A 15,060-nucleotide genomic window follows, 5' to 3' on the forward strand; every position below is an offset into this window, starting at 1 on the left:
ATGGACGGCCGCCGACGCAATCCCTATCAGCTGACCGACGAGACCCCGGTCTACGTCATCTCGGTGGCCGCCCAGCTCTCGGGGCTGCATCCGCAGACCCTCCGCCAGTACGACCGCCTCGGTCTGGTCTCCCCGGACCGGACGGCCGGGCGCGGCAGGCGCTATTCGGCCCGGGACATCGAGCTGCTCCGCACGGTGCAGGCGCTGTCCCAGGACGAGGGCATCAACCTGGCGGGCATCAAGCGGATCATCGAGCTGGAGAACCAGGTCGCCGCGCTCCAGCAGCGCGTGGCCGAACTGTCCACAGCTGTGGACGGGGCGGCGGCGGTCCTGCGCCAGCGCGAGGCCCAGGTGCACGCGTCGTACCGGCGCGACCTGGTCCCGTACCAGCCGCCGCAGCCGGGCAACGCCCTGGTCGTGTGGCGGCCGAAGCGCCCGCTGGACTGACGGCGCCCGCGCCCGCGTCCCGTACGCAGGCACGCGGGCACGCACGCAGGCACGCCACGATGGCCCCGCCCGGATTCCGGGCGGGGCCATCGCGCGTCATACGAGGTGGTCGGGGTCCAGGTCGGGGTCCGGGCCCAGTTCGGCGATCAGTCCGCCGCCGCCCGGCAGGCTGCCGGGGCCGTCCAGGATCCCCGACTGGGCGATGAGGTAGCCGAGTTGGGCGCGGCTGCCGCTGCCCAGCACGGTGGCCAGCTTCGCGATGTGCGCGCGGGCCGTGCGTACGTTCATGCCGAGCCTGCGGGCGATCGCCTCGTCGACGTACCCCTCCACCAGAAGCTGCGCGATGGACCGCTGGACGCCCGAGATCCCCTCGGGGGTGTGCCGGTACGTCACTTCCTGGCGCAGGGGCACAGCGCGCCGCCAGAGCTGCTCGAACACCTTGATGAGGTACTCGACCAGGCCCGGGTGCCGCAGTTCCAGCGCCACCCGCCGGTCGTCGCTCGCCGGTATGAAGGCGACCGTGCGGTCGAAGATGATGAGGCGCTCTATCAGCTCCTCCAGCGTACGGATCTCCACCTTGCCCGCGGAGATCCGGTCCACGTAGGCCAGCGTGCCCTGGCTGTGCCGTGCGGTGTGCTGGTAGAGGGTCCGTATGCTGACCCCGCGGTCGATCAGGGGCGCGTCCCGCTCCAGCGCCTGGGTCAGCGCGAGCGAGGGCCGGGCGCCGCCCGGCTGGACCGTCAGCACTTCGGTGTGGCACTCGGCGGTCGCCAGGTTCAGGGCGGCGTTGATCCGCTCGAACCCCTCCAGCACGGTGATGGCGTGGGTATTGGCGGGACTCTGGGCACTGATGGTAAGGAACGGCTCGAAAGCGTCGGTGAGATCTACAGCGCTGCGACGGCGGTCCTGGATCTCACGTTCAATCGGGTGGAGCCGTTGGGCCAGTGCGACGGATGGGGGAACCGGACGCAGTTGATTCGCGTCGTCCGGATCGGGCTGCAGAAGAGCGAATTCAAGCAGGCAGGGGGCGTTTTCAACTTCTCCCCTCGCGATGCGGCCCGTGCTGAGCGCCGCCGCGTAGAGCCGTGCTCCCTCGTCACACAGAGACGTGACGGGGTGGGGATGTGTCTCGTTTGTGCCGCTTCTGGGCAAATCTCCACCCCCCAGGGTCCTGAACATGCAAGAACATGATGCATCGTCCCTGTGGCAGTGACGTGCCTGAATGAGCCATCGTCGGACACGCGGGGGAGAGGATTCCATCAAGTGAGGACGAAGCCGACCATGTACAAGAGAATGCTTCGCTCGGCGCTTGCCGTTGTTTTCTCCGCCGTTGCGGTTTTTGGTGCAATCAGCGCCGTCGACACTGACGCGGGGAGCGCTAGGGCCAGCTATGACACAGGCTGGACCAGTGCGCCGGCAGGATCAACGTTCGACACCGGCTGGACCGGCGGCCCGACCGCGGTGAAGGGCGACACGGGCTGGACCAACTCGTCCAACGGCGTGAAGGACGACACCGGCTGGACCGTGCTTCCTGAGACGACGGTGTCCTGATGACCCCCGACGACCGCGACTTCCGTCGCGAAATGGCTTCCGCGTACCGGTCCGGCTGGCAGTTCATCGACCTCGTCACGGCCATCCCCCACACTGGCGATTCGTTGATGGTCACCCTGTTCGGCCAGCCGATCGTCGTCGTGCGCGAGGAGGACGAGGACGTCCGTGCCTACCGCTGTCTGCGCCGCCCGCGGGGTGCGCCGCAGCCTGTCCGCTGCGAGGTGCGGTACGGAATGGTCTTCGTCAATCTGGATCAGCGCGACCACCAGCTCTTCGAACCCGATATCACCACCGCCACCCCCCGCAGTGCCTGAAGCGATTCCCCCGTCGTCGCAGATCGCTCAGGCGCTTCCCCCACACAACGGCGCCATCGTGAACCTGAACACGATGGCGCCGTTGTGCTGCGCCCGTCCAGTGCTTGAACCGGAAACCTCCCGGAAATGGCCCGAAAAAATCACTCGCGCCGTGTCACCTCGCCCGCTCAGGCGCGCCCCATCGCGCGGTCGAGCGTGATCTCCAGGACGACCCGGTCCGGATTGGGCGACGGGACGCGTCCGTACCGCTCCGCGTAACGCGCCACCGCGTCGGCGACCGACGCCTCGTCGTCGACGATCCGCCCGCGCCCTTCGAGGGTCGCCCAGCGGCGCCCCGCCATCTGGCACACCGCGACCCTGGCCCCCTCGGGCCCGGCCGCCGCGATGTTGCGGACCTTGCGGCTGTGCTTGTTGCAGATCACCCGGGCCACCCCGGCCTCCGGGTCGTAGGTCACGCCCACCGGCACGACGTGCGGCGTTCCGTCGGGGCGCGGGGTGGTCAGCGTGCAGATGTGCCGTTCCCGCCAGAAGGCGAGGTAGTCGGCCGTCGGGTTGAGTACGTCATGGGACATGCGCCGAAGCGTACGAGCTTGCCCTTGAGTGGAATAGACTCAACTTTGTGCACGCTTCCCATGGCAAAGAAGGAACGGAGAGGGGCTGTACGTGGACGCCGAGCTGACCAACAAGAGCCGGGCCGCCCTGAACGCCGCCACCAGCCGGGCGGTCAAGGACGGCCACGCCGACCTGACCCCCGCCCACCTGCTGCTGGCACTGCTCACGGGCGAGGACAACGAGAACGTCACCGATCTGCTCGCCGCCGCCGAAGCCGACCAGGCCGTCGTACGAGCGGGCGCCGAGCGCCTGCTCGCCGCGCTGCCCAGCGTCACCGGATCCACCGTCGCGCCCCCGCAGCCCAGCCGCGACCTGCTCGCCGTACTGGCCGAGGCCGACCGGGAGGCCGGGCGGCTCGGCGACGAGTACCTCTCCACCGAGCACCTCCTCATCGCCGTCGCCGCCAAGGGCGGCGCGGCGGGCGAGGTCCTTTCCGCGCAGGGCGCGACCGCGAAGAAGCTGCTGTCCGCATTCGAGACCTCAAGAGGAGGGCGGCGGGTGACCTCCCCCGACCCCGAGGGCCAGTACAAGGCCCTGGAGAAGTTCGGCACCGACTTCACGGCCGCGGCGCGTGAGGGCAAGCTCGACCCGGTGATCGGCCGGGACCAGGAGATCCGCCGCGTGGTGCAGGTGCTCTCGCGGCGTACGAAGAACAACCCGGTGCTGATCGGCGAGCCGGGCGTGGGCAAGACCGCCGTGGTCGAGGGGCTGGCCCAGCGGATCGTGAAGGGCGACGTACCGGAATCCCTGAAGAACAAGCGGCTGGTCTCGCTCGACCTCGGCGCGATGGTGGCCGGGGCGAAGTACCGCGGTGAGTTCGAGGAACGGCTCAAGACCGTCCTCGCGGAGATCAAGGCCAGCGACGGTCAGATCATCACCTTCATCGACGAGCTGCACACGGTCGTCGGCGCGGGCGCGGGCGGCGACTCCGCGATGGACGCGGGCAACATGCTCAAGCCGATGCTGGCCCGCGGCGAGCTGCGGATGGTCGGCGCCACGACCCTGGACGAGTACCGCGAGCGGATCGAGAAGGACCCGGCGCTGGAGCGCCGCTTCCAGCAGGTGCTGGTCGCGGAGCCGTCCGTCGAGGACACGATCGCGATCCTGCGCGGGCTCAAGGGGCGGTACGAGGCCCACCACAAGGTGGTCATCAACGACAGCGCGCTGGTGGCGGCCGCGACCCTGTCCGACCGGTACATCACCTCCCGCTTCCTCCCGGACAAGGCCATCGACCTGGTTGACGAGGCCGCGTCCCGGCTCCGCATGGAGATCGACTCCTCCCCGCTGGAGATCGACGAGCTCCAGCGCGCGGTGGACCGGCTGCGGATGGAGGAGCTGGCGCTGAAGAACGAGTCCGACCCGGCCTCGCTGGAGCGGCTGGAGCGGCTGCGCAGGGACCTCGCCGACAAGGACGAGGAGCTGCGCGGGCTGACCGCCCGCTGGGAGAAGGAGAAGCGGTCCCTGAACCGGGTCGGTGAGCTGAAGGAGCGCCTCGACGACCTGCGCGGGCAGGCGGAGCGCGCCCAGCGCGACGGTGACTTCGACTCGGCCTCCCAGCTGCTGTACGGGGAGATCCCGGCCCTGGAGCGGGAGCTGGCGGAAGCCACCGAGGCGGAGGCGGAGGTCTCGCTGGACACGATGGTCAAGGACGAGGTCGGCCCGGACGACATCGCGGACGTGGTGGGCGCGTGGACCGGCATCCCCGCGGGGCGCCTGCTGGAGGGTGAGACGCAGAAGCTGCTGCGGATGGAGGAGGAGCTCGGGCGGCGGCTGATCGGCCAGCAGGAGGCCGTAGGGGCCGTCTCGGACGCCGTACGCCGCACCCGCGCCGGGATCGCGGACCCGGACCGGCCGACGGGCTCGTTCCTGTTCCTGGGCCCGACGGGTGTGGGCAAGACCGAGCTGGCGAAGGCCCTGGCGGACTTCCTGTTCGACGACGAGCGGGCCATGATCCGCATCGACATGTCGGAGTACGGGGAGAAGCACAGCGTGGCCCGGCTGGTCGGGGCGCCCCCCGGGTACGTCGGGTACGAGGAGGGCGGCCAGCTCACCGAGGCCGTCCGCAGGCGCCCGTACAGCGTGGTGCTGCTCGACGAGGTGGAGAAGGCGCACCCGGAGGTCTTCGACGTCCTGCTCCAGGTCCTGGACGACGGGCGGCTCACGGACGGGCAGGGGCGGACGGTGGACTTCCGCAACACCATCCTGGTCCTGACCTCGAACCTGGGCAGCCAGCACCTGATGGATCCCTCGACCTCGGCGGAGGTGAAGAAGGAGCGGGTCCTGGACGCGGTCCGGGCGAGTTTCAAGCCGGAGTTCATCAACCGGCTCGACGACCTGGTGGTCTTCTCCGCGCTGGACCGGGCCGAGCTGGCGCACATCGCCGAGCTCCAGATCGGCCGCCTGGCCGCCCGGCTCGCGGAGCGCCGGCTGAGCCTGGACGTGACGCCGGAGGCGCTGGCCTGGCTGGCGGACAAGGGCAACGACCCGGCGTACGGCGCGCGCCCGCTGCGGCGGCTGATCCAGACGGCGATCGGTGACCGCCTGGCCCGGGAGATCCTGGCGGGCGAGGTCAAGGACGGCGACACGGTACGCGTGGACGTCGCGGGCGAGGACCTGCTGGTGGGCAAGGCCCTGTAGCGGTGCCGGCCTTCGGGCAGGCACCGCCGCGCATCCCCTTTAACCAGCTCTTATACGTGTCCGCCCGGAGCGGATCGTGGGTGCGGGGGTGGACACGGGGTGGGCGCGATGGGAGAGGATGAAGGTATCCGCACGAAGGGAAGTACACGGTGAGCATCGACCCGGCCTCGATTCCGAACTTCGGGGGTCAGCCCGAACCGCAGGCCACAGGACCGGCGGGCCCCGTCGTCCCCGACCAGGATCTGGTCAAGCAGCTCCTGGAGCAGATGGAGCTGAAGTACGTCGTCGACGACGAGGGTGACCTCGCGGCGCCGTGGGAGGACTTCCGCACGTACTTCATGTTCCGCGGTGAAGACGAGCAGCAGGTCTTCTCGGTGCGGACGTTCTACGACCGCCCGCACGCCATCGAGGAGAAGCACCAGCTCCTCGAGGCCATCGACGACTGGAACCGCCGCACCCTGTGGCCCAAGGTCTACAGCCACACCCACGACGACGGCTCGGTCCGTCTGATCGGTGAGGCGCAGATGCTGATCGGCACCGGCGTCTCGCTGGAGCACTTCGTGTCCTCCACGGTCAGCTGGGTCCGCGCGTCCATCGAGTTCGACAAGTGGCTCCTGGAGCAGTTCGGCCTGGAGAAGGACGTCGACTCGGCGGACAAGTCCGCCGACGCCGGCAAGTCCGAGAAGAAGGACAGCGCCGAGGGCGCCGAAGGCGCCGAAGGCGACGACGACTCCAAGAACTGAGTCGCCCCGCCGAACGCCTTAGAGCGGGACGTGCGAGATCAGCATCAGATACGTCCCGTAGAGGTACGAGAGCCCGGCCAGGGCCCCGGTCGCCACGACCGCGGTCCGCGGCCGGGCTCTCGCCATCGCGGCCGCGAGCGGCAGCAGCAGCGGGAACGCGGGCAGCAGGAACCGCGGCTTGGAGTCGAAGAACCCCGCCCCGCCGAGGGTGATCACCAGCAGGACGGCGGTGTACACGAGCAGCGGCAGCGGTGCCCGGTCCAGCGCCAGCAGCACCGCGAGGCCCACCGCCAGCGCCAGGACGGCCAGCGTCATCGCGGAGTTCGGCGAGCCCTGCCCGGTCAGCACCCGCGAGGCCGCGCGCACCGCCCCGGCCCCGAAGTCGAAGCGCGAGCCCCAGGCGTCCTGGACGGCGAAGTAGCCGCCCAGCGGATCGCGGCGCCGCCACCCCACGGCCAGCAGGTACGCCGCCCAGCCCGCCGGAGCCAGCAGCCCGGCCGCCCACACCTCGGCCCGGCGGTGTTCCCCGCGCGCCACCAGCGCGTACAGGGCGGTCACCGACACCGCCGCGGCCACCGCGATGCCGGTCGGCCGGGTCAGCCCGGCGAGTATCGCCAGGCCCGCCGCCCACAACCACCGCTCGCGCAGCAGCGCGTACAGCGACCAGGCGGCCAGCGCGGCCAGCAGCGACTCCGTGTACCCGGTGGTGAACACCACGGCGTGCGGCTGGACCCCCCACAGCGCCACCAGCAGCACCCCGGCCCGCTTCCCGGCGACCCGCTCGCCGACCCGGTACACCCCGACGGCGGCCGCGGCGGCCGCCGACCAGGCCACCAGGAGCCCGGCTCCGGCGGCCCCCACGGGCAGCAGGACGCACGTGAGCCGCATCAGCGAGGGGTAGAGCGGGAAGAAGGCCAGATCGCTCTGTACGGACCCGGTGGCGGGCCACGCCAGGCTGCGCCCGTAGCCGTGCTCGGTGATCGCGATGTACCAGCCGGAGTCCCAGGAGGTGCCGAGCACGGCGACCGGGTCCTTGCCCGCCCACCACGCCCCGAGGGCGATCAGGAGCACCCCGCCGCCGCGGACGACGGCGAACACCGCCAGCGCGGTCGCCCCGGCCGACAGGCCCGCCGTTCCCGGACGCGCCGAAGCCGTCACCGTGCGCGTGCCCGTACTCATGTCCCCCGGCTCTCCGGCTGCAGCCTGCGTACGCGTGCGTGTCAGTGCCCCTGCGTACGCTCGTCGGATGAGAGCTTCGGGCACGTTCAAGGTGGTCAGTTTCACCCCGGCACCGCTCGCCCCGGAACCCCCGGTGGAAACCGGGCTCCCGGTGGGCGTGGCCACCATGGAGAAACACTACGAGGGGGCCGGTCTGACCGGGACGTCGGCCACCCTCTTCAGCTACGCGTTCGACCAGGCGAAGAGCGTGGGCACGTACGTGGCGATGGAGTCCTTCGAGGGCGCGCTCGACGGCCGCGCGGGCACCTTCAACTTCGCGCACTCGGCGACCACCACCGGTGGTCCGTCCCGCGAGGCGGAGTTCTTCCTGATCGTCCCCGGCAGTGGCACCGCCGCCCTCGCCGGAATCACGGGCTCGGGCGGCCTGACGGTGGACCCGGACGGCACCCACCGGGTCTGGTTCGACTACGAGGTGGAGGACCAGGTGTAGGACCAGGTGCAGGGCGCGGCCCCCGGCGGCCGCGCCCGCTCCCCGTGGGGCGCGGCCCCGGTTCAGCGCCGGGAGAGGCGGCCGAGGCGGGTGGCGGCCTCCTGGAGGACGGCGTCCTTCTTGCAGAAGGCGAAGCGGACCTGGGTGGCGCCCGCGGACTTGTCGTCGTAGAAGACCTGGTTGGGGATGGCGACGACCCCGCACAGGGCGGGGAGCCGACGGCAGAAGTCCAGGCCGTCGCGCTCCCCGAAGCCGGCGATGTCGGTGGTGATGAAGTACGTGCCCGCCGGGGCGTAGACCTCGAAGCCCGCCGCCGTCAGGCCGGTGGAGAGGATGTCGCGCTTGCGGGCCATGTCGGCGCGGAAGCCGTCGTAGTAGCTGTCCGGCAGGTCCAGGGCCTCGGCGATCGCGTACTGGAACGGGCCCGAGGCGACGTACGTCAGGAACTGCTTGGCCGAGCGGACCGCGCCGACCAGCTCGGGCGGCGCCGTGACCCAGCCGACCTTCCAGCCCGTGAACGAGAAGGTCTTGCCCGCGGAGGAGATGGTGACCGTGCGCTCGCGCATGCCGGGCAGCGAGGCCAGCGGGGTGTGGGCGCCCTCGAACACCAGGTGCTCGTACACCTCGTCGGTGACCACGAGCAGGTCGTGTTCGACGGCGAGGGCGGCGATCTCGGCGAGTTCGGCCGGGGTCAGCACCGTGCCCGTGGGGTTGTGCGGGGTGTTCAGGAGCAGCAGCCGGGTGCGCGGGGTGACGGCGGCGCGCAGTTCGTCGAGGTCGAGGGCGAAGGCTCCGGCGTGCGGGCGCAGGGTCACCGGGACGCGGGTGGCGCCCGCCATGGCGATGCAGGCGGCGTAGGAGTCGTAGAAGGGTTCGAGGGCGATGACCTCGTCGCCCGGTTCGAGGAGGGCGAGGAGGGCGGCGGCGATGGCCTCCGTCGCACCGGCGGTGACCAGGATCTCGCTGTCGGGGTCGTAGGACAACCCGTAGAAGCGCTGCTGGTGGCGGGCGATCGCGGCGCGCAGTTCGGGGACGCCGGGACCGGGCGGGTACTGGTTGCCGCGGCCGGAGAGCACCGCGCGGGAGGCCGCCTCGGCGATCTCGGCCGGACCGTCGGTGTCGGGGAACCCCTGGCCGAGGTTGATCGATCCCGTGCTCGTCGCCAGGGCGGACATCTCCGCGAAGATCGTGGTGCCGAACGAGGCGAGACGGCGGTTCAGGAGGGGGCGGCTGCCGCCCGCGGGTGCGCTCATGGGGCCCATCCTTGGTCAACCTCTGGAGTTGCTCAAGTGTGCTTTGGCCGGAACGGGACGCGGGAATCACCCCGGCACGCGGGACGAGGGGATCCCGCGCCCCCGGGGGACCGGGCGTAACAGAAGGGGGTCGAGGACCATGTTCCTGGCCTTTTTCATCGGTGTGGCGGTATTGCTGATCGGTTTCTTCTGGTTCCTGGCGCGGGGCGGGGGCCGGGGCTCCTCCGGCTCGTCGTCCGGGTCCGGCAGCTGGTGGGTGGGGGACGGGGGGTCGGACGGGGGGTCGTCCTCGTCGCACTCCTCGCACCACTCCTCGCACTCGTCCTGCTCGTCGCACTCGTCGTGTTCGAGCAGTTCCTGCGGATCGTCCTCCTGCGGTGGCGGAGGGTGCGGCGGGAGCTGACCCTGGAGGTGGGTTAGGTGAGCGGTATATGCGCGCGGAAGGTGCCCGGCGGGAGTGCTTTGCGTCGGGTGGGTTTCCGTTGAAGCGCTGGTTGAACCGCTTGTAGGACCGCCTCGGGAGGCTCCTGGTTGAACACCTGAACTGTGTAGCCCCCGGGGGGATGTAAACCCCGTCAAGTTGGGTAAAAGCGCTGTGAGTGCCGTGCCTTTCATGATTCCCTCGGTTGAGTAGACCAGTCCTCGGACCTCGCTGGACTTCCTGTGGACCAGAGCCGGTGACCCCCCACCCGTTGATTACCGCTGGCGGGCTCCGGCCCCTCTCCCCTCGCGCGTTTGCGGAGCCGACTCATGCTCACGACCCTCCAGACCACTTACACCGACACGCGTGCCGCCGACCTCGCCTGGGCCCTGGGTCGGGAGCGGCTGCCCGCCCTGGCCGTACTGCACCTCGAACTGGCGAGCGCGAAAGTCGAGTTGCGCCTGCTCGGAGCCTCCCATCAGGTGCTGCTGGAGGAGGGTGACGTGCTCTGCTCGGAAACGGTCGCCTGCATGCCCGGCAGCAGCACCCCCCTGCCCCTCGGAGTGGCCAAACGGGTGGGTGACTGGGAGTACGAGTTCGCCGCACGGGTCGAGACCCTTTCGCAGGGGTCCTTCGCGGGACGGGCGCAGGAATTGCTCGCTCTGGTCGCGGATCACCCGAACGGGCTGGCCGGAACCTTCCCGGGCAGTCCGCACGCCTTCACCGCCCTGCTCGCGCAGCGCGACGAGGGGCAGGTGCGCTGGCGCACCTGGCACGCGTACCCGCAGGAAGGACAGCTGGTCGCGACCCGGACCCGGGTGGGCGTGCGGATGGCGGTGCCCGTGCTGTAGGCCGCCGGGGAGCGTGGGGGCGCCGGTGCGCCGGGCCCGCGCGGTCCGCCGGGGGCATGCGGCCGCCGACGCCCGCGGGGGTGTCCTCGTCGCCGTTCGCGGCTCGCGCCGGGCGGCCGCGCAGACCGGCGCACGATCGTTTCCTCATTGCCGCGCGGTTACGCCAACTGGCTGGAACGGTGCGCCACTTGCACCCATGTGGGTGACTGGGTGCGGGCAGGCCGTGACGTACGGTTCGCTTCATGATCGACCGTTCCGCCCCCGGCGGAGTGCTTCCGGCAGTGGCGCCGAGGGGCAGGGACACCGTCCCGGCCACCCTGCCCGTGCGGCCCCGGACCGGCCGGCTCCTCGTCCTGGCCACCGTCTTCGTCTGCGCCGCCTGCGGGCTCGTGTACGAACTGGAATTGCTCGCCCTCGGCTCCTACCTGATCGGTGACTCCGTCACCCAGGCGTCCGTGGTGCTCTCCGTCATGGTCTTCGCCATGGGCGTCGGCTCCCTGCTCGCCAAACGCCTGCGCGAGCGCCCCGCGCTCGGCTTCGGCGTCATCGAGGCGCTGCTCGCGCTGGTCGGCGGGCTCTCCGCCATGGCGCTGTACGCGAGCTTCGCCTGGTTCGGCGAGTCCAGACCGGCCCTCGTCGGCTTCTCCCTCGCCATCGGCGTGCTGATAGGAGCCGAGATCCCGCTGCTGATGACCCTCATCCAGCGGGTCCGGCGGCAGGACGCGGGCGGCGCCGTCGCCGACCTCTTCGCCGCCGACTACGTCGGCGCGCTCGTCGGCGGACTGGCCTTCCCGTTCCTGCTGCTGCCGATGCTCGGCCAGCTCACGGGCGCGATGCTCACCGGCACCGTCAACGCGGTCGCGGGCGGGACGCTCGTCCTGTGGCTGTTCCGCCGCGACCTGAGCCGCCGCGGCCGCTGGCTGCTGCTGGCCGCGAACGTGAGCGTCCTGCTCGTCCTCGCCGCGGCAACCGTGCTGGCCGGGGACTTCGAACGGGTGGCCCGGCGCGCCGTCTACGGCGACGAGGTCCGGGTCGCCGTACAGACCGACGTACAGGAACTGATCGTCACCGGGCCGCCCACCGGCTCCCCGCGCTCCCTGGACCTGTACCTCGACGGGCGGCTGCGGGTCAGCGGCTACGACGAGTACCGCTACCACGAGGCACTCGTGCACCCCGCGATGGCGGGTCCGCACACCCGGGTGCTCGTCCTCGGCGGCGGCGACGGACTGGCCGCGCGCGAGGTGCTGCGCTACCCGGACGTCGAGTCCCTCACCGTGGTCGAACTCGACCCCGGAGTGGTCCGGCTGGCCCGCACCGATCCGATGCTGTCCCAGCTCAACGACCACGTGTACGCCGACCCGCGGATCGGGGTCGTGACGGCGGACGCCTTCCACTGGCTGCGCGGACCCGCCGCGGCCGGAGGGTACGACGTCATCCTGTCCGACCTCCCCGACCCCGGGATCACCCCCAGCACCAAGCTGTACTCCCAGGAGTTCTACGGGCTGGCCGCGCGGGCGCTGCGGCCCGGCGGGCGGCTCGCGGTGCACGCGGGCCCGTTCACCAGCCGCCCCCGGACGTACTGGACCGTCGAGACCACCCTGCGCGCCGCGGGCCTGCGCACCGCGCCGTACAGCGCGGGCGGGCGGCTCACCGGGTTCGCGGCGGGCCCGGACCGCACCGCGGGCGGCGCGGCCACCCCGCCGCAGGACTGGGGCTTCGTCCTGTCCGCCCGGGAAGCGGTCCCGGAGCTGCGCGTCGAGCGCGACGCGCCGGTGCTGCGGTCCCTGTCCACCGGAGCCCTCCAGGACGCGGCCCGCGACGCCGAACGGGCCCGGATGCGCGGCCTGCCTCCCTCGACCCTCCCGCACCCGCGCTACGCCGACTCCTCGTAAGGCGCGCAGCAGGGCGCGGAGTAGGGCGCGAAACCCTCCGACGGGCCCGCGCCGTGAGTAGGCTCGGCGCCATGGAGCATCAGGTGTTCGTTCCGGTACCGACAGCCGACCTGCGAGGGGTGCTGCGGGACCCCGCCCGCCTGGCCCGGTGCGTGCCCGGCTTCCAGCAGGACGCCGACGAGGCCTCCGGCCCGCTGTCCGGGCGGCTGAAACTCCGGGTCGGCGGCAGCACCGTCACCTACCGGGGCGCGCTGACCGTCACCGAGCGGGACGAGGACGTCTTCGAGGCCGGGGCCGAGGGCGCGGAGGTCCGGGGCACCGGTTCCGTGAAGGTCACCCTCGCGCTGCGGCTGACCCCGCGGGACGGCGGCACCCTGCTGGACTTCACCGCCGGGGGCGGGGCCGACGGGCGCGCCGCGGCGTTCCCGGCCGGGGCGACGGTGACGGCGGTGCGCCGCCTGCTGGACCGGGCCTGCGCGAACCTGGCGACCACCATCACGGCACCGGCCGCCGTGGAGCCGGACGCGCCCGGGGGGCAGGACGCGCCCGGCGCGGAGCGAGGCGCCCCCGGGCAGCCGAACGGCGCGCCCGGGCAGCAGGACGCGCTCGGCGAGCAGGACGTACCCGGCGAGCAGGACGTAGCCGGTGAGCAGGACGCGTCCGGGGAGGACGGCCCCACCGGGCCCGAGATCATCGAGGTGAGCGCGAGCCTCTTCGACGCCGAGGTCCCCCCGCCTTCGCTGGACCCCTTCGCCGAACGGGAGTTCGGCGAGTTCGGTGACCTCGGGGACACCCCGCGCCCGCCCGCCGAGGCCGCCCACGCCCGGCGCACCATGATCGGCCGCAGCGCCGAGGAGGTCGACCACGCGCCCCCGCGCGGCCGTTACGCGCCCGTCCCCGCGCCCGAAGGCGGGGTCCAGGCCCTCAACTTGCGCTGGCTCGCCCCCGCCGCCGCCCTCGCCCTCGCCTCGGCGGTCGTCGTCGGCCGGGCCCTGCGCCGGCGCCGCTGACCGGCCGCTGACCCGCCGCGGATCGCAGGACGGCCCCTGGGCTCACGGGACAGCCCTTAGGGTCGGGGCATGAGTACGCGACTGAGCGCCGGTGGCGCCGAACTGACCGTCGACCAGGAGAACGGCTGCCGGATCAGCAGTCTGCGCGTCGACGGGCTGGAACTGCTGCGCCAGGGCGAGGACTTCGGCTCCTTCCCGATGGTCCCGTGGTGCGGCCGGCTGGGGGACGGCCGATTCCGGGACGGTGGCGTGCTCTACCAGATGCCCCTGAACCACCCGCCCCACGCCATCCACGGCTTCGGCCGGCACGCTGCCTGGATTCCCGCCGTGACCGGCGTGCCCGAAACGGAGGGCGTGGAGGAGGCGGCCTTCACCTACGACCTCGCCGAACCGTGGCCGTTCCAGGGCCGGGTGACCCAGACCTTCGCCCTCGGCGCGGAGTCCGTGACCCTGGCCATGGGCGTGGAGACGTACGGCGACTCCTTCCCGGCCCAGGTCGGCTGGCACCCCTGGTTCCGCCGCAACCTCGGGGTCGGGGAGGACGTACGGATCGCCTTCGAGCCCGCCTGGCAGGAGGAGCGCGGCGAGGACTACCTCCCCACCGGCCGCCGCGTCACCCCGCTGCCCGGCCCCTGGGACGACTGCTTCGGCATGCCGTACGGAGTCGACGTCACCCTCACCTGGCCCGGCGCCCTGGAGCTGCGGCTGACGAGCCGGGCCGAGTGGGTGGTCGTCTACGACCAGCCCGAGGACACCGTCTGCGTCGAGCCGCAGTCCGGCCCGCCCAACGGCCTGAACACCCAGCCCCGCCTGGTCACCCCCATCGACCCGCTGGAGCTGTCCACCACCTGGACGTGGCGCCGTCTCCAGGCGTCCGGCTCCCGGCCCGCCCTCTAAGCTCATGGGCATGAGTGACGTACGTGGTGAGCTGCTCCAGCAGATCAAGGACAAGGCCGTGGTGCACGGCAAGGTGACGCTTTCCTCCGGGCGGGAGGCGGACTACTACATCGATCTCCGCCGGATCACCCTCGACGGCGAGGCGGCCCCGCTGGTCGGCCAGGTCATGCTCGACCTCACCGCCGGCCTCGACTTCGACTGCGTGGGCGGTCTGACCCTGGGCGCCGACCCGGTGGCGACCTCGATGCTGCACGCCTCCGCCGCGCGCGGTCAGCGTCTGGACGCCTTCGTCGTGCGCAAGGCGCAGAAGGCCCACGGCATGCAGCGCCGCATCGAGGGCACCGAGGTGAAGGGCCGTCGCTGCCTGGTGGTCGAGGACACCTCGACCACCGGCGGCTCCCCGCTGACCGCCGTCGAGGCGGTCCGTGAGGCCGGTGGCGAGGTCGTGGCCGTCGCCACGATCGTGGACCGGGGCGCCGCCGACGCCATCGCCGCGGCCGGCCTGGACTACCTGACCGGCTACCGCCTCGGGGACCTCGGCCTCTCCTGACGCCTGACGCCGGTGCCGGGTGCGGGACGCCGGACGCCCGACGCCGGACGCCGGACGCCTGCCTCAGGTGCTCGATGTCGGGCCCCGGAGGACCGGCTCCCGCGGGAACGGGCCCGCCGGGAACTGGTGACTTAGGTCCCCGTCCCTCGCTGGAGAGGTCCTGACCTGCGTCTTTCCGGCCGGGCGGAGTGTTTCACGTGAAACACTCCGCCC

General features: G+C 71.9%; 16 protein-coding genes. 12 read left to right on the forward strand and 4 right to left on the reverse strand.

The window, feature by feature from the left end; translation table 11 throughout:
* Entirely contained in the window at positions 1–447 is a 447-nt protein-coding gene (locus QMF80_RS17115; RefSeq protein ID WP_283454134.1) for a heat shock protein transcriptional repressor HspR, read from the forward strand.
* A gap of 96 nt (positions 448–543) precedes the next feature.
* Here QMF80_RS17115 and QMF80_RS17120 read toward each other — a convergent pair whose 3' ends face one another.
* Positions 544–1,626 carry a helix-turn-helix transcriptional regulator gene (locus tag QMF80_RS17120; RefSeq protein WP_283454136.1) on the reverse strand — a complete coding sequence of 361 codons (1,083 nt, stop codon included), beginning with the start codon at positions 1,624–1,626 and terminating at the stop codon, positions 544–546.
* Between the two features lie 102 nt (positions 1,627–1,728).
* On the opposite strand from QMF80_RS17120, the gene QMF80_RS17125 reads away from it, so the two are divergent.
* Positions 1,729–1,998, forward strand: coding sequence for a hypothetical protein (locus QMF80_RS17125; protein ID WP_283454138.1), 270 nt, complete (start codon positions 1,729–1,731; stop codon positions 1,996–1,998).
* Entirely contained in the window at positions 1,998–2,312 is a 315-nt protein-coding gene (locus QMF80_RS17130) for a Rieske (2Fe-2S) protein (protein ID WP_283454141.1), read from the forward strand. Before QMF80_RS17125 ends, QMF80_RS17130 begins: the two co-directional genes overlap by 1 nt.
* 167 nt (positions 2,313–2,479) lie before the next feature.
* Here QMF80_RS17130 and QMF80_RS17135 read toward each other — a convergent pair whose 3' ends face one another.
* Positions 2,480–2,884: a pyridoxamine 5'-phosphate oxidase family protein gene (locus tag QMF80_RS17135; RefSeq protein WP_283454143.1), complete on the reverse strand. Its 405-nt coding sequence runs from the start codon at positions 2,882–2,884 to the stop codon at positions 2,480–2,482.
* 91 nt (positions 2,885–2,975) lie between these two features.
* Between QMF80_RS17135 and clpB the strand changes: the two genes are divergently transcribed.
* Together clpB and QMF80_RS17145 are read left to right on the forward strand one after the other, a co-directional pair.
* Positions 2,976–5,561 carry an ATP-dependent chaperone ClpB gene (clpB, locus tag QMF80_RS17140; protein ID WP_283454145.1) on the forward strand — a complete coding sequence of 862 codons (2,586 nt, stop codon included), beginning with the start codon at positions 2,976–2,978 and terminating at the stop codon, positions 5,559–5,561.
* Positions 5,562–5,710: 149 nt separating this feature from the next.
* A complete protein-coding gene (locus QMF80_RS17145) occupies positions 5,711–6,304 on the forward strand; it encodes a type III secretion system chaperone family protein (protein ID WP_283454147.1) in 594 nt (197 codons plus the stop codon).
* An 18-nt stretch (positions 6,305–6,322) separates the two neighbouring features.
* On the opposite strand, the gene QMF80_RS17150 is transcribed toward QMF80_RS17145, so the two are convergent.
* Positions 6,323–7,483: a mannosyltransferase family protein gene (locus QMF80_RS17150; RefSeq protein ID WP_283454149.1), complete on the reverse strand. Its 1,161-nt coding sequence runs from the start codon at positions 7,481–7,483 to the stop codon at positions 6,323–6,325.
* A 67-nt stretch (positions 7,484–7,550) separates the two neighbouring features.
* Between QMF80_RS17150 and QMF80_RS17155 the strand changes: the two genes are divergently transcribed.
* Positions 7,551–7,973: a DUF3224 domain-containing protein gene (locus QMF80_RS17155; protein ID WP_283454151.1), complete on the forward strand. Its 423-nt coding sequence runs from the start codon at positions 7,551–7,553 to the stop codon at positions 7,971–7,973.
* Positions 7,974–8,035: 62 nt separating this feature from the next.
* On the opposite strand, the gene QMF80_RS17160 is transcribed toward QMF80_RS17155, so the two are convergent.
* The gene (locus tag QMF80_RS17160; RefSeq protein ID WP_283454153.1) at positions 8,036–9,235 is read right to left on the reverse strand and encodes a pyridoxal phosphate-dependent aminotransferase; all 1,200 of its coding nucleotides are present in this window, start codon (positions 9,233–9,235) and stop codon (positions 8,036–8,038) included.
* 243 nt (positions 9,236–9,478) lie between these two features.
* Here QMF80_RS17160 and QMF80_RS17165 point away from each other — a divergent pair, with 243 nt between their 5' ends.
* The 6 genes from QMF80_RS17165 to pyrE all read left to right on the forward strand — a co-directional run bounded on the left by QMF80_RS17165 (position 9,479) and on the right by pyrE (position 14,847).
* A complete protein-coding gene (locus tag QMF80_RS17165; protein WP_283454155.1) occupies positions 9,479–9,646 on the forward strand; it encodes a hypothetical protein in 168 nt (55 codons plus the stop codon).
* A gap of 330 nt (positions 9,647–9,976) precedes the next feature.
* Positions 9,977–10,498: a DUF2617 family protein gene (locus QMF80_RS17170; RefSeq protein WP_283454157.1), complete on the forward strand. Its 522-nt coding sequence runs from the start codon at positions 9,977–9,979 to the stop codon at positions 10,496–10,498.
* 242 nt (positions 10,499–10,740) lie between these two features.
* A complete protein-coding gene (locus QMF80_RS17175; protein ID WP_283454159.1) occupies positions 10,741–12,390 on the forward strand; it encodes a polyamine aminopropyltransferase in 1,650 nt (549 codons plus the stop codon).
* A 71-nt stretch (positions 12,391–12,461) separates the two neighbouring features.
* Positions 12,462–13,400, forward strand: coding sequence for an SRPBCC domain-containing protein (locus QMF80_RS17180; protein ID WP_283454160.1), 939 nt, complete (start codon positions 12,462–12,464; stop codon positions 13,398–13,400).
* A gap of 69 nt (positions 13,401–13,469) precedes the next feature.
* Positions 13,470–14,297 (forward strand): aldose epimerase family protein, encoded by an 828-nt coding sequence (locus QMF80_RS17185; protein WP_283454161.1) that lies wholly within the window; start codon positions 13,470–13,472, stop codon positions 14,295–14,297.
* Positions 14,298–14,307: 10 nt separating this feature from the next.
* A complete protein-coding gene (pyrE, locus tag QMF80_RS17190; protein WP_283454163.1) occupies positions 14,308–14,847 on the forward strand; it encodes an orotate phosphoribosyltransferase in 540 nt (179 codons plus the stop codon).
* Positions 14,848–15,060 lie beyond the last annotated feature (213 nt).

Source organism: Streptomyces sp. G-G2, assembly GCF_030063135.1.
In the GTDB taxonomy this organism is placed as follows: Bacteria; Actinomycetota; Actinomycetes; order Streptomycetales; family Streptomycetaceae; genus Streptomyces.